Source organism: Alterinioella nitratireducens (assembly GCF_013155465.1).
GTDB classification, from domain to species: domain Bacteria; phylum Pseudomonadota; class Alphaproteobacteria; order Rhodobacterales; family Rhodobacteraceae; genus Alterinioella; species Alterinioella nitratireducens.
This window is the reverse complement of record NZ_JABJVX010000008.1, coordinates 201,966-218,882: the sequence shown is the minus strand read 5'-3', so window position 1 is coordinate 218,882 and position 16,917 is coordinate 201,966. Positions and strand designations below refer to the sequence as shown.

Here is a 16,917-nt window from a genome sequence, read left to right as displayed (position 1 = left end):
GCGACAATCGCCGCCCTGTAACTGCGGCCGAGCCAAGGCCGAAGAGCAAAGTTACACCATTTCCCGGGACACTATCCAAAAACCCGGGCTGGGGCAGGTCAGCGCCGTCACGATCCTGGTTGAATGCCCCGAGATCGGCGCCATGACCCGCAAACAGACCGCCAGCCTTGTCGGCCCCGCCCCCATGGCCCGACAATCCGGCCAGTGGTGCGGCAAGGCCTTCATACAGGGTGCCCGAAAGTTCCTGCGCGATGCGCTCTACATGGCCGCCCTCGTCGCCGCCCGATACAACCCGGATTTGCGGCAGAAATACCAAAGCATGACACAAGCAGGAAAACCGCCAAGAGTCGCTCTCACGGCCCTCATGCGAAAGCTGCTGGAACTTGCCAACACTCTCATCAGAAAAGATCGGGATGGGCCCAAAAAACCGCTCGATCAAGACGGATACTCTACCGCTTGGTCTGCATCTTCTCGATCATCTTCAGCACCATCCGATGCGGCGCGAAGGGGATCAGCCAGCGCAGTTGCAGGCGCAGCATCGGGTCATTGATGACGCGCAGCTTGCCCGCCAGCATCGCCTCATAGCCGATCCGGGCCACATCCGCGGGCTGCGCGCCCTTCTCGCCCGCGCCGACCAAATCGGTGCCTTCCAGATCGGCGGCATCGGCGAAACCGGTCTGGACATAGCCGGGCTCCAGCGCGGTGCAGGTGACGCCCTTCGCCCGCATCTCCTGATCCAGCGCCATGGAAAAGCTGCTGACGAAGGCCTTGGTGGCATAATAGGTGGCTTGCAGGGGGCCGGGGATATAGGCGGCGGTGGAGCTGACTTGGAGGATCTTGCCCCGCCCCCGATCCGCCATGGCGCGCATGGCGTGGTGGGTGAGGGTCACCAGCGCCTTCACGTTGAGGTCGATCATGGCGAGATCCTGGGCCAGATCGCGCTCGATGAATGCGCCCTGGCCGCCGAAGCCCGCATTGTTGATCAGGATGTCGACCGGGATGCCCAACTCCGTGACACGATCCCAGAGCGCATTGGCCCCGCCCTCGGCGCCGAGGTCCAGCGCGATGATGTGGACGGTGACGCCGTGCGCGGCCTCGATCTCTTCCTTCAGGGCCTGCAATTCGGCCTCGCGCCGGGCGGTGATGATCACGTCGCCGCCGCGCGCGGCATGAAGGCGGGCAAATTCGCGGCCGATGCCGGAGGAGGCACCGGTGATGAGGGCGGTATCGGGCATGGGGGCTCCTGTCGTTCGGGCTGCCCTGCAGCAGTGCGGGCTTGCGGGGCATCTGTCAATGCGCGCGGGGGCGAAAGCCCGCCCGCCCGCAAGTGCCCGCGTTTTCAGGGCTGTTTCCCCGAGGCGCTTTCGGGCTAGGATTGGCGTCAGGCAGCAGTCGGGAGGCGGGCAATGCGCTGGATATTTCGGATAGTCGGGGCCCTGGTGCTGGTGGCGGTGCTGGCCATCGCGGCGCTGTTCGTGATCCCGGCAGAGCGGATCGCGGCGCTGGCGGGCGACCAGTTCGAGCGCGCCACGGGCCGGAGCATGACCATCTCGGGCGATGTGCGCCCGTCGATCTGGCCGACACTGGGCGTGCGCGCCGAGGGTGTGGTGATCGGCAACCCCGCCTGGGTCGAGGACGGGCCGCTGTTGCAGGCCGAGGTGATGCATGTCGGCATCGGGGCCAGCGCGCTTTGGGGCGGGCGCGTGCAGGTGCAGCGCTTTGAACTGGTCGATGCGCAGATCGTGCTGGTGCGCGGGGAAGACGGCGCGGTCAGCTGGGATTTCTCGGGCGCCGAGGAGGTGGAGGCCGTGAACGGCGATGGCGGCAGCGGCGGCAGCGGGCTGGAGAATTTCAGCCTCGATATCGCCGAGATCACCAATGGCGCGCTGTTCTACCGCGACAGCGTGGCGGAAACGGAATTGCGCATCAGCGATGTCGATATGGTGCTGACCCTGCCCTCGGCTGAGGGGCGGGCGACGCTGGAGGGCGGCGCGGTGATGAACGGCGCCGCGATCAATATAGATGGCGTGATCGACGGGGTCGGGCCGCTTCTGGAGGGCGATCTTCGCCCCGTCGTGCTGACCGCGCGCTGGACGGGCGGCGAGGCCGGGTTCGATGGCCGGGTCGGGCTGGTGCCCTTGGGCGTCGAGGGCACCATCGCGCTGGATGCGACCGATCTTGATCCGGTGATGGCGCTGGCGGGCCAGCCGGCGCTGGAATTGCCGCGCGGGCTTGGCCGCGACCGGATCGCGATGAACGCGGCGGTGACGCTGGCCTCCGAGGGCTCGACCCATCTGCGCGAGGCGAGCATCGTGCTGGATGACAACCGGCTGACCGGCGATGTCGATATCCTGCCCGGCGATGATCGCCCGATGATCCGGGCGCGGCTGCAAGGCGGCGCGCTGGACCTCACCGGACTTTCCGAGGGCGGCGCGGAGGCCGAGGGCGGCGCCGGGGCGACCGGCTGGTCTCGCGACCCGATCGACGTCAGCGGGCTGTTCGGGGCGGATGCCGATGTGGCGCTGGTGCTGGCCGGGCTGGACCTTGGCATGGCCACGCTGGACGCGGTCGATATACGCGCAACGCTGCAGGCGGGCCGCCTGGTGACGGAATTGCGCGAGGTCGCGGGGTATGGCGGGACCATCGGCGGGCAATTCATCCTCAACGGGCGCGGCGGGCTGTCGATGCGCAGCGACCTGCGGCTGAGCGATGTGCAACTGGCCCCGCTGCTGACGCAGTTTGCGGGCTATGAGCGGCTGGAAGGCACCGGCAGCGGCACGATCGACCTGCTGCTGGTCGGCAACAGCATGCAGGCGCTGATGAATTCGGTCTCGGGGTCGGGCAGTCTCGATCTCGGGCAGGGCGCGATCCTGGGGCTCGATATCTGGGGCATGATCCGCAACCTCGATACCTCCTACCAGGGCGAGGGATCGCGCACCGTCTATGACAGCCTTGCAGCCAGTTTCACGGTCGCGGATGGCGTGTTGAGCAACGAGGATTTCGCGATGGAATCGGCGGTTGGCCGGGTCTCGGGCTCGGGCACGGTGGGGTTCGGGGCGCGGGTTTTGGATTACACGATCATTCCGGAGGTGCTGGCGGGCGAGGCCAGCGGTATCCGCGTGCCGCTGCGCATCTCGGGTGCCTGGAGCGACCCGAGTTTCAGCATCGACCTTGAGGCGCTGGCCGAGGCGGAGTTGCAAGAACAGATCGACGCGCTGGAGGAGCAGGCCACAGGTGCCTTGCAGGAGGCGGCGTCCGAGGCGCTCGGCACCGATGTGGAGACGGTCGAGGATCTTGAGGACGCGCTGGAGGACCGGCTGCGCGAAGAGGCGGAGACCCAGCTTCTGCGGCTGTTCGGCGGGGGGAGCGGGAATTGATCCGTATCGTGACAGTCGCGGCCTTGCTGGTGCTGGCCGGGTGCGGGGGCTCGGGCCGGGACGCGGTCGCGCGGGGAGAGCCGCCGCTCTACCCCAACGAGACGCCGGAACTGCGCCGCCTGATCAACTATTATGCCGATGTCTATGATGTGCCCGCCTCGTTGATCCACCGCTCCATCGACCGCGAGAGCGATTACCGGGTCGATGCGCGGGCGGGGCCGTATTACGGGCTGATGCAGATCCTGCCGCAGACGGCGCGCACCATGGGCCATCGCGGGCCCGCCTCCGAGCTGCTCGATGCCGATACCAACCTGCGCTACGCCGTGCGCTACCTGCGCGGCGCGTGGCTTTTGTCGGATGGCGACGAGGCCGAGGCCATCGGCTGGTATGCGCGCGGCTATTACTACGAGGCGCGCGACCGCTGCATGCTGGTGGAAACCGGGCTGAACGACCGGGAAATCGCGCGCAATTGCCGGGGGTAGGGGCGAGACCTTTGGAAAGGTCTCGCGAGAGCCTTGGAAGGCTCTCGGGCCCGCGCGCGCCGGTTGGTGTCCGGGGTCAGCGGCGCCGGTCGCGGCGGCTGCTCATCGGTTGGAAGGCCACCCCGACATGCGCCTCGCAATAGGGTTTGCCCTGCTGCACCGGCAGGCCGCAGAAATAGAAATCATCCGTCGCGGGGTCGCCGATGGGCCATTTGCAGACCCGCTCGGTCAGGTCCATCAGGCTGAGGCGCTTGGCGTGTTTCTCGATCTCGTTGACCTTGGCCAGGGCCTCGGGGCTGATCTCGTTGGCCGAGGGCTGCGGCGGCAGCGGCTGGCCCGCGGGCACGATGGGCTTGCGCAGCGGCGTGACATTGCTTGGCTTGGCGGCAGGTTCGGCCGCCGGTTCCGCGGCGCGGGCCGGTTCGGTCTTGGGCTCGGGCTTGGGCGCGGGCTTGGCGGGCGCTTCCTTTGCCGCCGGGGCCGCCGCCGCGGGACCGGTCGGTTTCGCGGTCGCACCCGTGGTGCGGTTCGACAGGCCGAGGCGATGGACCTTGCCGATCACCGCGTTGCGGGTCACGCCGCCCAGTTCCTTGGCGATCTGCGAGGCCGATTGCCCCTCGCCCCACATCTTCTTCAGAAGCTCTACCCGCTCGTCGGTCCAGGACATGACAGTCCCTCCTGATCCTTAGCCCAAATGCAGCCTCTGGTTATATGGGTCCGGGCGGGGGATGGAAAGGGGCAAGGGCGGGGTTTGCACCAATCCCCGTGCCAGGAGTGCCCCGCCCGCTCTTTCATTTTGCCAAAAATACCTGATTCCAACCGCCGAACCCAATCGCAGCCCTATATCCGATGCGCCCCTCGCGCGAAGGAGGGCTCCCGCAAGGGGGCCTGACGCCGCGCGACGCCGGGTCGGTGCGCAAGCACCGAAGCCGCCTCAGACCCCCAGGCACCACCGCATCACGGCCTTCTGCGCATGGAGCCGGTTTTCCGCCTCGTCGAAGATCACCGAATGCGGCCCGTCCATGACGGCGCTGGTCGCCTCGTCGTCGCGATGCGCGGGCAGGCAGTGCATGAAGAGCGCGTCGGGTTTGGCGCGGCTCATCAGCGCCTCGTTCACCTGGTAGCCGCGCAGTTGGTTGTGGCGGCGTTCGCGGGCCGATTGCGGGTCGTGCATGGAGACCCAGGTATCGGTGACGACCAGATCCGCGCCTTCCACGGCCTTTTGCGGGTTGCGCTCGATGGTGATGCCCGCGCGCAGGCCCGGTTCGGGGTCCAGCGTCTCGGGGCCGGTGAAGACCAGGTCGAACTCGAACTGCCGGGCGGCATGGGCGAAGCTGGCGAAGACGTTGTTGCCATCGCCCGACCAGACCACCTTCTTGCCCTTGATGGGGCCGCGATGTTCCTCGAAGGTGAGGATGTCGGCCATGATCTGGCAGGGATGCGTGCGGTTGGTCAGCCCGTTGATCACCGGGACGCTGGCATGTTCGGCCATTTCCAGCAGCGTCTGTTCCTCGAAGGTGCGGATCATGATCAGGTCGACATAGCGCGACATCACGCGGGCGGTGTCGGCGATGGTCTCGCCATGGCCAAGCTGCATGTCGGCCCCCGACAGCACCATGGTCTGCCCGCCCATCTGGCGTACACCGACATCGAAACTGACGCGGGTGCGGGTCGAGGGTTTCTCGAAGATCAGCGCGACCATGTGGCCCGCCAGCGGCTGTTCCGCATCCGGCGTGCCCTTGGGCAGCCCCTTGCGCGCGGTCTTCATCCGGGCGGCCTCGTCCAGCATCTGGCGCAGGTCAGCGGGTGAGGTCTGGTGGATGTCGAGGAAATGCGTCATGCGTCCGGGGCCCTTGGCTGGTGGCGGGAGCGAGAGGGGCTGTCTGCCCCCCTCGCGCTCCCCCCGAGGATATTTAGGGAACAAAGAAGGAGGAGGTCAGTCTGCCCCTTGCAGGGTACGTTCCAATGCGGTGGCGGCGCGGTCGAGGCGGTCGATGCCTTCCGCGATCTCCTCCTCGGTGATCGTGAGCGAGGGCAAGAGCCGCACCACGTTGTCGCCGCCTGGAACGGTCAGGATCTCGGCATCGTATCCTGCCTTGACCACGTCGAGATTGGGTGCCTTGCAGATCAGGCCCAACATGAAGCCCTGGCCGCGAATGCCGGTGAAGATGTCGGGATGGCCGGCGACCAGCCCTTCCAGCTTCTGGCGCAGCAGCCCGGCGCGGCGGTTCACATCGTCGAGGAAGCCGTCACGGGTGACCTCGTCGACGACGGCACAGCCCACGGCACAGCCAAGCGGGTTGCCGCCATAGGTGGAACCATGCGTGCCGGGCGTCATGCCGAGCGCGGCCTCTTCCGTCGCCAGCAGCGCGCCGAGCGGGAAGCCGCCGCCGATGCCCTTGGCGACCATCATGATATCCGGCGAGATGCCCGCCCATTCATGCGCGAAGAGCTTGCCGGTCCGGCCCATGCCGCACTGGATCTCGTCAAAAATGAGCAGCGCGCCGGTCTCGTCGCAGATCTCGCGCATCCGCTTGAGGGCGCTGTCGGAGAGCGGGCGGATGCCGCCTTCGCCCTGCACCGGCTCGACCATGATCGCGGCCAGGTCGGCGGTTTTCGCCGCCTCCTCCAGCGCGTCGATATCGCCGAAGGGCAGGTGGCGGAAACCGGGCAGGAGGGGGCCGAAGCCCTTGGTCAGCTTCTCTCCGCCCGCCGCCGAGATCATGCCCAGGGACCGGCCATGGAACGCGCCCTCGAAGGTCACGATCACGTTGCGTTCTGGCTGGCCCTTCTCATACCAGTATTTGCGCGCCATCTTGACGGCAAGCTCGCCCGCCTCGGTGCCGGAATTGCACATGAAGACGGTGTCGGCGAAGGTGTGCTCGACCAGGCGTTCGGCCAGCGCCTGCTGTTGCGGGACGTTATAGAGGTTCGAGGTATGCCAGAGCGCGCCCGCCTGATCGGTCAGCGCCTTGACCAGGGCGGGATGGGCATGGCCAAGCGCCGTCACCGCGATGCCCGCCCCGAAATCCAGGAAACGTCGGCCATCGGCCTCGACCATCCATGCGCCTTCGCCTTTGACGAAGGACAGGGGGGCGCGGGAATAGCTTGGCAGGACCGGCGTGATCATGGTGTGTCTCCATGGAGGGATTGAAGCGTCCCGCTTGCCCCAACGGAAGGTTGAAGTCAATGAAATCGGTGGGGCGCTCAGGTCATCTTCATGATGATGCAGGTGGTGGAGCCGGTAGCGTAGAGCTTGCCATCCTCCACCCCCCGGATCGTGCCCTCGGCCACCCCGGTGGAGCGGCCCGCATGGCTGGCGATGCCTTCCGCCAGGATCTCCAGCCCCAGGGGAATGGGCCGGATGATATTCACCTTGTATTCCAGCGTCGTGTAGACCGAGCCCCGCGGCACCTTGGTCATCACCGCGCAGGCCATGCAGCTGTCCAGCAGCGTGCCATACCAGCCGCCATGCACCGTGCCCATCGGGTTGCAATGGTCGAAAAGCGGGCTGCCGCGAAAGGTCACGCGCCCGTCCGCGACGCTGTCCAGCCGGTAGTTCAGCGTTTGGGCAATCGGCGGGCCGGGGACGGTGCCGTCGAGGATGCCCCGCATGAAGGCGAGGCCCGACATGGACGTCAGGGCCTCGCGGTCGGGCAACTCGGCAGGGTTGGCGGCGAAATAGGGGGCTGTCATGGGGCGGTCTTTCGTCGGTGACGTCGCGGGCAGGGTGCCGCCCGCCCCGGTCCGGCGCAAGCCCGTGCGCCTGTCGTGACGCAACGTCCCTTCAGGCGACCTGCGACAGCGCCACCTGCGGCGTCACGCCGAGGGCGGCGCAGATCGTCCGGGTCAGGTCGGGGCTGTTGAGGGTGTAGAAATGCAGGTCCGCGACGCCGCCCTCGATCAGGTCCGAACACAGCTCGGTGCAGAGCGCGGTCGAGAGCAATTCCTCGCGCCCGTCGCGGATCGCGACGCTGAAGGCGTCCTCCAGCCAGTCGGGGATATGCGCACCGCAGGTCGTGGCGAAGCGGCGCACCTTGGTCCAGTTGGTGATCGGCAGGATACCGGGGATGATCGGGGCGGTGACGCCCGCAGCCGCACAGGCATCGCGGAAGCGGAAGAAGGTTTCGGCCTCGAAGAAGAATTGCGTGATGGCGGAGGTTGCACCGGCGTCGATCTTGGCCTTGAGGAAATCGACACAGGCGGCCATGTCGGCGGCCTCGGGGTGCGGGTCGGGATAGGCGCCGACGCGGATGTCGAATTGTCCGGTTTCGGCCAGCGCCGCCACCAGGTCCACCGAGGAGGCGAAGCCGTCGGGATGCGCCGCGAAGCCCGCAGCGCCCTTGGGCGGGTCGCCGCGCAGGGCGACGATCTGCGTGACACCGGCGGCGGCGTAGCTGTCGGCGATCTCCAGCGTCTCGGCGCGCGAGGCATCGACGCAGGTCAGGTGCGCGGCCACCGGCACGCCGGTATGGCCGTGGATCGTCTTGACCGCGTCATGCGTCAGGTCGCGCGTGGTGCCGCCCGCGCCATAGGTGACCGAGACGAACTCGGGGCCGAGCGGGGCCAGCGTGTTGAGCGTGTCCCACAGGCGGAACGAGGCCTCCAGCGATTGCGGCGGGAAGAACTCGAAGGAAACGCGGGGCGGGTGAGGCAGGGTCATGGCGAGGGGCATCCTTGATCAGTTGCCCAAGATGTCCCATAGAGGTGCGCGTGAAGCAAATTCATAACTCTCATCATCTATATGAGCCCGGCTAATGCATATCGAGTTCCGCCACCTGCGCACCATCAAGGCCATCCACCAGGAGGGCGGGCTGGCCCGCGCCGCCGAGCGGCTGCACATCACGCAAAGCGCGCTGTCCCACCAGATCAAGGGCTTGGAGGAACAGGCGGGGATGGAGCTGTTCGTGCGGCGGTCGAAGCCGATGAAGCTGTCAAGCGCGGGCATGCGCCTGCTGCGGCTGGCCGATCAGGTGCTGCCGCAACTGGCTGCGATGGAGGAGGAGTTTCGCGCGCTGCGTTCGGGCAAATCGGGGCGGCTGCATATCGCCATCGAATGCCATGCCTGTTTCGACTGGCTGCTGCCGGTGCTGGAGAAATTCCGTGTGGCCTGGCCCGATGTCGATGTCGATATTCGCCCCGGCCTGCAATTCGAGGCGCTGCCCGCGCTGATGCGCGAGGAGGTGGACCTGGTGATCTCGTCGGACCCCGAGCCTCTGCCGGGCGTCGATTTCACGCCGCTTTTTGATTACGAGCCGGTTTTCGTGGCTGCCGCCGAGCATCCGCTGGCGGCCAAACCTTACGTCAAGGCGCAGGATTTCGCCGATGAGATGCTGATCACCTACCCGGTGGAGCGGGGCCGCCTGGACGTGTTCAGCCAACTTCTGCACCCCGCCGGGGTGGAGCCGCGCGCCGTGCGGCAGGTGGAGCTTTCCGCCGTGATCTTGCTGCTTGTCGCCTCCAATCGCGGGGTGGCGGTGCTGCCCGACTGGGTCGTGCGCGAGACGCGCAGCAATGCCAGTTTCATCACCCGGCCCCTGACCGAAACCGGCCTGACCCGGCGGCTGTTCGGGGCCACGCGGAGCGATGACACCACCAAGCCCTTCATGGCCCATGTCCTGCGGCTGGCGCGCAGCGAGCCGGTCAAGCTGCAACGCGCCTGAGGGCAGGACGCCCGCACCCCTCACTGATGTGAGCCTGAAAAAACCCCCGTTCAGGCCCTTGGCAGTCCCCGGCGCGGGGTCTATACGCACGGGCTTGACCGAATAGGGGACGACCATGCAGGGCAGCGCAAACCTCAACATCATGATCAAGGCCGCGCGCAAGGCGGGCCGAAGCCTGGTCAAGGATTTCCGCGAGGTGGAGAACCTCCAGGTTTCCTCGAAGGGGCCGGGCGATTTCGTGTCCAAGGCCGACATGGCCGCCGAGGCGATCCTGCGCGAGGAGCTAATGGGCGCGCGGCCCAATTACGGCTGGCTGGCCGAGGAAAGCGCCGAAGTGGCGGGCACCGACCCGACGCGGCGCTGGATCGTCGATCCGCTGGACGGCACCACGAATTTCCTGCACGGGATGCCGCATTGGGCCGTTTCGGTGGCGCTGGAGCACAAGGGCGAGGTCGTCGCGGGCGTGGTCTTCGACGCCGCCAAGGACGAGATGTTCTATGCCGAGAAGGGGTCGGGCGCCTGGCTGAACGATTCGCAGCGGTTGCGCGTGTCGGGCCGGAGCAAGATGATCGAAAGCGTCTTCGCCACCGGCGTGCCCTTCGCGGGTGGCCGGTATCTGCCCGCCTGCTTGCAGGATCTGGCGCGATTGATGCCGGAATGTGCCGGTGTGCGGCGGTGGGGGGCGGCGTCGCTGGACCTGGCTTATGTCGCGGCGGGGCGCTATGACGGCTATTGGGAACGCGGGCTTCAGCCTTGGGACATCGCCGCCGGTGTCGTCATCGCGCGCGAAGCGGGGGCGCTGGTGCAGCCGATCCGCGAGGGGCAGTCGTTGCTGGAGGACGGTCATATCGTTGCCGGGGCCGAGGCGATCTTCGATCCTTTCGCCAAGCTGATCCGCAGCCGCGAGACGGCCTGACCGGGGCCACGCAATCGCCTCCGTTTCGGCACGGTTTTCCCCAGGTTTTCCTAAAATCGGCCCGGTTGGCCCGGTAGCTCTGTCCGTTGGGGGCCGAGGGCAGGGGACAGACCATGCCAAGAGGCAAAGCAAGGGCAATGGCCGTCGGGGTCCGCAAGGCGGTCTCCCGGGATTGGGTCGCGCTGACCATCGGCATCACCGGGGCCGGGGTGGCGATCATTGCCGTCATCTTGATGCTGGACCGCGAACCGCAGCACCTGCCGGATTGCGCCGCCACGGATGCGGCCTGCGTGGAATGAACCGGCATCGCGCGTTTCTGGCCGATGAACGCGGCGCGGTCACCGTCGATTGGGTGGTGCTGACGGCGGCCACGGTCGGCTTGGGCCTGGCGGTGATGGCGCAGGTCCGCGACGGCGTTGAGGGGCTGGCGGGGGATATCCGCTCGAACCTGTCGGGGATCGAGATCAGGACAAGTTTCGAGGAATGGGACGCGTTTCGCGAGGCGCAGGCCGAGGACTGAGACGCCGGAAAAACCTTAATGGCGGATGGTCCTGCCGGTCTCACGGGTCCGACACTTCCATCCGCCGATAAAGGTTTTCGTCATCAAAAAATTCAAATGTCGCTTTGGTCTCTCGTGTCTTCGTCATCTTATGGTGTTATTTATACACTTATGAAATCGGGGCGCAAGGGGCTGGTGTAGGAAAAACACGAAAAAATCGGGAAAGGCGGTGTTTTCTGTCCGGCGCAACCAGTGTGCAGGCAAGAAAAAACCCTGCCGGAGGGAGGGCCGGCAGGGCAAGGTCAGGGAGGGGAGAGAGAGGCAGGGGTCGTCGGGGTCGTGGGGGGCAGGGAGGTCATGAACTGTTCTGTTGGTGTTAAATATACACCGTTAGCGCGCGGAGACAAGTCTTTTTGCATAAAAAATACACCTACGTGTATTTTCCTAACTGTTTCCGTTACTTGCGGGGATGATCTGCTGCACGATACCGGCGAATGCCAAGTAGATGGAGGTCACGATCAGCCCCCAGAGCGCCCAGGATTGCGGGTGGAACTCCACCAGCGCGGCCCATCCCGCGAATCCCGTCCAGGCAATGGCGACAGGCAGCGACAACGCGCGCCAGCGTTCGGTGCGCACCGGATGGATGAACTTGAACGGCAGGAACATCCCCACCGAGAACAGGATCACCAGCGCCAGGATGACGTAGAAATTCGGGCTGATCGCGAAGAGGACCAGCACCGCCATGTTCCAGCATCCCGGAAAGCCGGAGAAGGAGTTGTCCTTGGTCTTCATCCGCGTGTCGGCAAAATAGACCACGCTGGCGAAGGTGATGACGATGATCGCCAGCCACCCCGTCCAGCCCGGAAGCAGGTCGGACTTGAACAACGCATAGGCCGGGATGAAGACATAGGTGAGATAGTCGATGATCAGGTCCATCAACGTGCCGTCGAACTCGGGCGCGTTGGTCTTGACGTCGTATCTGCGCGCCAGCGGCCCGTCGATGCCGTCGACGATGAAGGCCACCACCAGCCAGCCGAACATCAGCGGCCATTTCTCCTCGACCGCGGCCAGCATGGCGAGCATGGCAAACACCGCGCCGGTGGCGGTGAAGAGGTGGACGGATAGGGCTTTCAGTCGAATATCCATCCGCGTCACATGCCGGATCGTGCCGGTTTCCGCAACCCGTCAGGCCTTGGGATGGGCATTGGCATAGACCTCCATAAGGCGCGCGGTATCGACGCCGGTATAGGCCTGGGTGGTCGAAAGCGAGGCGTGGCCCAAAAGCTCCTGGATCGCGCGTAGATCGCCGCCCGCATCCAGCAGATGGGTGGCGAAACTGTGCCGCATCGCGTGCGGCGTGGCCGTGGCGGGCAGGCCAAGCTGCATCCGCGCGGCCTCGACCACGCGGGCGATCAGGCGCTGGTTGAGGGGGCCGCCCCGGACACCGCGGAAGAGCGCCGTGCCGGGGGCCAGGTCATGCGGGCAGAGGCTGGCGTAGCGGGCGACGGCGGCGCGCGCCATCGGCAGCACCGGCACCTCCCGCTCCTTGCCGCCCTTGCCGCGAATGCGCAGCGTGTCGGTGAGCGGCAGGATCGCGGCACTCAGGCCAAGCGCCTCGGAGATGCGCATACCGCAGCCATAGAGCAGGGTCACGACGGCCACGTCGCGCGCCGAGACCCAGTCGCGGCTGTCCTGCGCCTCGACCGTTTCCAGCAGCTCGCGCGCCGCCGGAACCGACAGGGGGCGGGGCAGCTTGCGCTGGAACTTGGGCGACCGGGTGGAGAGGATCGCGGTGGCGTCGAAGCCGTCGCGTTCGGCCCACCAGCGGTAGAGGGATTTGACCGAGGAGAGCTGCCGCGCGAGTGATCTTGCCGACACGCCGCGCCCGCGTTCAAACGCCATCCAGGCGCGCATGTCACGGGGGCCGAGCGTCTTCAGCGGCGAGAGGCCCATGCTGTCGCCATGGTGCCCGGTCTGGAAGGCCAGGAACCCGGTCGCGTCGCGCGCATAGGCCGTCACGGTGGCCTCGGACCCGCCGCGCAACGCGCCCACATCGGCCAGCCAGGCGGCCATGAGGTCTCGGGCGGCGGGGCTGATCGTGAGGCTCACTGGCCCTAGCCCAGGAACCGCTTCATGGACCGCTCGAACACGCCGGTGAAGAAGCTGAGCAGATCGGTGCCCTGCGAGGGCCGGAACTGGTGCGGATCCTCGGACCCGATGACAAGCAGCGCGGGCAGACGACCCTGGCCCAGGTCGAGCTTGAGCAGCGCCTCGGAGGCGATCCAGTCGGCGGCCTCGCCATAGATGCGGTCGGACCCGTCGCCGACCTGGCGCAGGGTGACGGCGCGGTCGGGGATGTTGCGCCCGCCGGTCAGGTAGTGATCGACGAAACCGGGGCTGACCACGGTCAGCACATCCTCCAGCTTCTGCACCTTGGGGGCGGCATCGGCACTGGCCTCGGCGCTTTCCAGCACCAGCCGAATACGGTCGACGCGCAGGATGGCGGCGACATCCGTGCCCAGAACCTTGAGGAACGCCTCGAAATCGCGCTGTTCCAGCAGTTTCAGGATGGCGCGGTGCACCTGGTTGGTGCCGGCGAGGTTCTCATAGGCCGCCGCGATCACGGAGCGGTGCGTGTCCTCCAGCCGGTCCAGCCGGTTTTCCAGCCGTTCCATGGCGATGCCGCGCATATCCACGATATTGCCGCCCATCTGGCGGTCATTCGCGGTGATCAGCGCGCGCATCACGTCGCGGTCGTCCAAAATCAGATCCGGGTCGCTCAAGACCCGCTCACGCCAGTCCTGCAACGGCTCTGCCCTCTCGCCCATATCCTCTGCCCTCATGCTCGTCTTTTGCTTTGGGCAGAGCCTATACCATGCTCAGACGATTTTCTGCCCTGTTTTTTCCCAATCCTTCAAAAAGGCGTCCAGCCCCTTGTCGGTCAGCACGTGATTGGCCATCGCCTTGATCACACCCGGCGGCGCGGTGGCGACATCGGCGCCGATCAGCGCGGCCTCTTTCATGTGGTTGGCCGAGCGGATCGAGGCGGCGAGGATCTGCGTCTCGAACCCGTAATTGTCATAGATCTGGCGGATCTCCGCGATCAGGTCCATGCCATCGACATTGAGATCGTCGAGCCGCCCGATGAAGGGCGAGATATAGGTGGCCCCCGCCTTGGCCGCCAGAAGCGCCTGGTTGGCCGAGAAACACAGCGTCACATTGGTCTTGTAGCCCTCGCCGGTCAGGATCTTGCAGGCCTTGAGCCCGTCCAGCGTCAGGGGCAGCTTGATGCAGATATTGTCGGCGATCTCGGCCAGCTTGCGGCCCTCGGTCAGCATCGCGTCGGCCTCCAGCGCGACGACCTCGGCGGAAACCGGGCCATCGACCATGTCGCAGATCTCCTTGGTGACCTCGACAATGTCGCGGTCCGATTTCAGGATCAGCGACGGGTTGGTGGTGACGCCATCGACCATTCCAAGGTCATTGAGCTCGGCGATTGCATCGACATCTGCGGTATCTACGAAGAATTTCATGTCGCATTCCCCCCTTGGGATCAGTGAAGCGGTTTGCGCATGTCATAGCGCAGGAATAGGGTGGCGGGAACCCTGATTGTGTTTGCGCTAACATGACAATGCCCGACTACTTCGAAGAAGGCACGCTGGTTGGCGTGCTGACGGCCGAGCCGCTGGATCGGGTGCTGGATTACAAGGCGCCCGAGGGCGGCTGCTGGATGGGCGCCTTCGTGGTGGTGCCCCTCGGCCCGCGCAAGGTGATCGGCATCATCTGGGGGCCGGGGCGCGGCGATTGGGATCCGGCGAAGGTGCGGCAGGTCGCCAAGGTGCTGGACGTGGCCCCGATGCGCGCCGAGATGCGTGCGTTCCTGACCCGCGCCGGGGCCTACACGCTGACGCCGATGAGCGCCATGCTGCGGCTGGCCACCCGCGCGCCGGGGCTGGCCGATCCGCCCTCTATGAAAAAGCTCTACCGTCTGGGGATGGAGGCGCCCGACCGGATGACCGACGCCCGCACCCGCGTGCTGGCGGTGCTGGAGGAATATGGCGGCCTGGCCTTCACGCAGAAGGAACTGGCCGAGATGGCGGGCACATCCGCCTCGGTCATCAAGGGGCTGGTGGCGCAGGGCGCGGTCGAGGAAGTGGATACGCCGCGGGATGCGCCCTATCTGCCGCTTGACCTCGACCGGCCCGGCAAGCCGCTGACGGAAAGCCAGGCGGCGGCGGTGGCGCCCCTGGTGGCGGGGATCGGGGACGGCACTTATGGCACCACGCTGCTGAAGGGCGTCACCGGGTCGGGCAAGACGGAAGTCTACCTGGAGGCGGTCGCGGAATGTCTGCGACAGGGGCGGCAGGCGCTGGTGCTGCTGCCCGAGATCGCCCTGACGAGCGAATTCCTGACCCGCGTCAAGGCGCGCTTCGGGGCGGAGCCCGCCGAATGGCATTCCGGTGTGACCATGACCGAACGCCGCCGCTGCTGGCGCATGGTGGGGCAGGGGGCGGCGGAGTTGGTCGTGGGCGCGCGCTCGGCGCTCTACCTGCCGTTCCGCGACCTCGGGCTGATCGTGGTCGATGAGGAACATGACACCAGCTACAAGCAGGAGGATGGCGCGCTTTATTCGGCGCGGGACATGGCCGTGCTTCGGGCCTCGCTCAACGATGCGCAGGTGGTGCTGGCCTCGGCCACGCCGTCGCTCGAAAGCTGGTGGAACGCGGAGTCGGGCAAATATGCCCGCGTCGACCTGGCCGACCGCTTCGGCGCGGCGGTCATGCCCGAGATGCGCGCAATCGACATGCGGGCCGAGGATCTGCCGGGCAACCGGTGGGTCTCGCCCACGTTGCAAGCCGCCGTGCGGGCGCGGCTGGCGCGGGGCGAGCAGTCGCTGTTGTTCCTCAACCGTCGCGGATATGCGCCGGTGACGCTGTGCCGGGCCTGCGGCGAACAGGTCGGCTGCGATCACTGCGACGCGCGCATGGTGGAACACCGGTTCCAGAAGCGGCTGATGTGCCACCAATGCGGCGAGACCAAGCCGATGCCCGAGGCCTGCCCGTCCTGCGGGGTCGCGGGCAAGATGGCCGCCGTCGGCCCCGGCGTGGAGCGGCTGGCCGAAGAGGTCGAGGCGCTCTTTCCCGAGGCGCGCATGGCGGTGCTGTCCTCGGACCTCTTCGGCTCGGCGCGCGCGCTCAAGGCCCGGATCGCCGAGATCGCCGAGGGGGAGACGGATATCATCATCGGCACGCAGCTGGTCGCCAAGGGGCATAACTTCCCGCGCCTGACGCTGGTTGGCGTGATCGACGCCGATCTGGGGCTGCAAGGCTCGGACCTGCGCGCGGCGGAACGCACGTTTCAACTGATGCGCCAGGTCGCGGGGCGCGCGGGCCGGGCCGAGGTGCCGGGGGTGGCGCTGTTGCAGAGCTTCCAGCCCGAGCATCCGGTGATCCGCGCCATCCTCTCGGGCGACGAGGAGGGGTTCTGGCGCGCCGAGGCCGATGAGAGGCGCGCGACGGGGATGCCGCCCTTTGGCCGCCTGGCAGGGATCGTGGTGTCCTCGCCCGATGCAGCCCAGGCCTTTGACCTGGCCAATCACCTGGCCCGCAGCGACGCGCCGATCACGGCCATCGGCGGCACGGTCTACGGGCCAGCGCCCGCGCCGATAGCGCGCATCCGGGGGCGGCACCGGGTGCGCCTTCTGGTCAAGGCCCCGCGCGGCGCGCCGATCCAGGGCGCGTTGCGGGACTGGGTCGGGGGGCTGAAACTGCCGGGTGCCCTGCGCCTGTCGGTCGATATCGACCCGCAGAGTTTCTATTGAGCGATTTCGCCGCGCTTGCGCGCGTCGACCGATTGGGGGGCCAGCCCCCCAAGCCCCCCGAGGTATTTTCGGCAAAATGAAAGGGGGCCTGCGGGCCGGGGGTGGTTTTCAAGGCCCGCGGCTGCGGCTAGAAGGCCTGCGAAGCGAGAGAAGGTCCGC

18 protein-coding genes are annotated in these 16,917 nt (G+C 66.8%); 8 read left to right on the top strand and 10 right to left on the bottom strand.

The window, feature by feature from the left end; all coding sequences use genetic code 11:
- The first annotated feature begins 142 nt into the window (after positions 1-142).
- Positions 143-550 (top strand): transposase, encoded by a 408-nt coding sequence (locus tag HNS34_RS14700; protein ID WP_235952749.1) that lies wholly within the window; start codon positions 143-145, stop codon positions 548-550.
- On the opposite strand, the gene HNS34_RS14695 is transcribed toward HNS34_RS14700, so the two are convergent.
- On the bottom strand, positions 450-1,235 hold the full coding sequence (locus HNS34_RS14695) for an SDR family NAD(P)-dependent oxidoreductase (protein WP_172320842.1): 786 nt from the start codon (positions 1,233-1,235) through the stop codon (positions 450-452). The genes HNS34_RS14700 and HNS34_RS14695 overlap by 101 nt on opposite strands.
- Before the next feature lie 171 nt (positions 1,236-1,406).
- Here HNS34_RS14695 and HNS34_RS14690 point away from each other — a divergent pair, with 171 nt between their 5' ends.
- Positions 1,407-3,377 (top strand): AsmA family protein, encoded by a 1,971-nt coding sequence (locus HNS34_RS14690; protein ID WP_172320841.1) that lies wholly within the window; start codon positions 1,407-1,409, stop codon positions 3,375-3,377.
- Positions 3,374-3,859, top strand: a complete 486-nt coding sequence (locus HNS34_RS14685) for a transglycosylase SLT domain-containing protein (protein WP_214647496.1) — start codon at positions 3,374-3,376, stop codon at positions 3,857-3,859. Before HNS34_RS14690 ends, HNS34_RS14685 begins: the two co-directional genes overlap by 4 nt.
- A 76-nt stretch (positions 3,860-3,935) precedes the next feature.
- On the opposite strand, the gene HNS34_RS14680 is transcribed toward HNS34_RS14685, so the two are convergent.
- The 5 genes from HNS34_RS14680 to metF form a co-directional block, all read right to left on the bottom strand.
- Positions 3,936-4,526, bottom strand: coding sequence for a GcrA family cell cycle regulator (locus HNS34_RS14680; protein WP_172320840.1), 591 nt, complete (start codon positions 4,524-4,526; stop codon positions 3,936-3,938).
- A gap of 267 nt (positions 4,527-4,793) precedes the next feature.
- Positions 4,794-5,699 (bottom strand): ornithine carbamoyltransferase, encoded by a 906-nt coding sequence (argF, locus tag HNS34_RS14675; RefSeq protein ID WP_172320839.1) that lies wholly within the window; start codon positions 5,697-5,699, stop codon positions 4,794-4,796.
- Positions 5,700-5,795: 96 nt separating this feature from the next.
- Positions 5,796-6,989, bottom strand: coding sequence for an aspartate aminotransferase family protein (locus HNS34_RS14670; RefSeq protein WP_172320838.1), 1,194 nt, complete (start codon positions 6,987-6,989; stop codon positions 5,796-5,798).
- A 77-nt stretch (positions 6,990-7,066) separates the two neighbouring features.
- Positions 7,067-7,555 (bottom strand): PaaI family thioesterase, encoded by a 489-nt coding sequence (locus HNS34_RS14665; protein ID WP_172320837.1) that lies wholly within the window; start codon positions 7,553-7,555, stop codon positions 7,067-7,069.
- 91 nt (positions 7,556-7,646) lie between these two features.
- Positions 7,647-8,522 carry a methylenetetrahydrofolate reductase [NAD(P)H] gene (gene metF, locus HNS34_RS14660; protein WP_172320836.1) on the bottom strand — a complete coding sequence of 292 codons (876 nt, stop codon included), beginning with the start codon at positions 8,520-8,522 and terminating at the stop codon, positions 7,647-7,649.
- Positions 8,523-8,616: 94 nt separating this feature from the next.
- Here metF and HNS34_RS14655 point away from each other — a divergent pair, with 94 nt between their 5' ends.
- From HNS34_RS14655 to HNS34_RS14640, 4 genes are all read left to right on the top strand, one after another.
- Positions 8,617-9,522, top strand: coding sequence for a LysR family transcriptional regulator (locus tag HNS34_RS14655; protein ID WP_172320835.1), 906 nt, complete (start codon positions 8,617-8,619; stop codon positions 9,520-9,522).
- A 115-nt stretch (positions 9,523-9,637) separates the two neighbouring features.
- The gene (locus HNS34_RS14650; protein ID WP_172320834.1) at positions 9,638-10,438 is read left to right on the top strand and encodes an inositol monophosphatase family protein; all 801 of its coding nucleotides are present in this window, start codon (positions 9,638-9,640) and stop codon (positions 10,436-10,438) included.
- 137 nt (positions 10,439-10,575) lie between these two features.
- Positions 10,576-10,737, top strand: a complete 162-nt coding sequence (locus HNS34_RS14645; RefSeq protein WP_172320833.1) for a hypothetical protein — start codon at positions 10,576-10,578, stop codon at positions 10,735-10,737.
- Positions 10,734-10,958 carry a Flp family type IVb pilin gene (locus HNS34_RS14640; protein ID WP_172320832.1) on the top strand — a complete coding sequence of 75 codons (225 nt, stop codon included), beginning with the start codon at positions 10,734-10,736 and terminating at the stop codon, positions 10,956-10,958. The genes HNS34_RS14645 and HNS34_RS14640 overlap by 4 nt, the downstream gene beginning before the upstream one ends.
- Before the next feature lie 423 nt (positions 10,959-11,381).
- Here the strand turns inward: HNS34_RS14640 and HNS34_RS14635 are convergent, their stop codons facing one another.
- From HNS34_RS14635 to fsa, 4 genes are read right to left on the bottom strand one after another with little or no spacing between them, the layout of a single operon-like run.
- Entirely contained in the window at positions 11,382-12,083 is a 702-nt protein-coding gene (locus tag HNS34_RS14635; protein WP_172320831.1) for a CDP-alcohol phosphatidyltransferase family protein, read from the bottom strand.
- Positions 12,084-12,122: 39 nt separating this feature from the next.
- Positions 12,123-13,010, bottom strand: a complete 888-nt coding sequence (locus tag HNS34_RS14630; RefSeq protein ID WP_214647498.1) for a tyrosine recombinase XerC — start codon at positions 13,008-13,010, stop codon at positions 12,123-12,125.
- 41 nt (positions 13,011-13,051) lie between these two features.
- Positions 13,052-13,780, bottom strand: coding sequence for a DUF484 family protein (locus tag HNS34_RS14625; protein WP_235952742.1), 729 nt, complete (start codon positions 13,778-13,780; stop codon positions 13,052-13,054).
- Positions 13,781-13,816: 36 nt separating this feature from the next.
- Positions 13,817-14,470 carry a fructose-6-phosphate aldolase gene (fsa, locus tag HNS34_RS14620; protein WP_172320829.1) on the bottom strand — a complete coding sequence of 218 codons (654 nt, stop codon included), beginning with the start codon at positions 14,468-14,470 and terminating at the stop codon, positions 13,817-13,819.
- A gap of 98 nt (positions 14,471-14,568) precedes the next feature.
- Between fsa and HNS34_RS14615 the strand changes: the two genes are divergently transcribed.
- Positions 14,569-16,758 (top strand): primosomal protein N', encoded by a 2,190-nt coding sequence (locus HNS34_RS14615; RefSeq protein WP_407925868.1) that lies wholly within the window; start codon positions 14,569-14,571, stop codon positions 16,756-16,758.
- Positions 16,759-16,917: the final 159 nt, after the last annotated feature.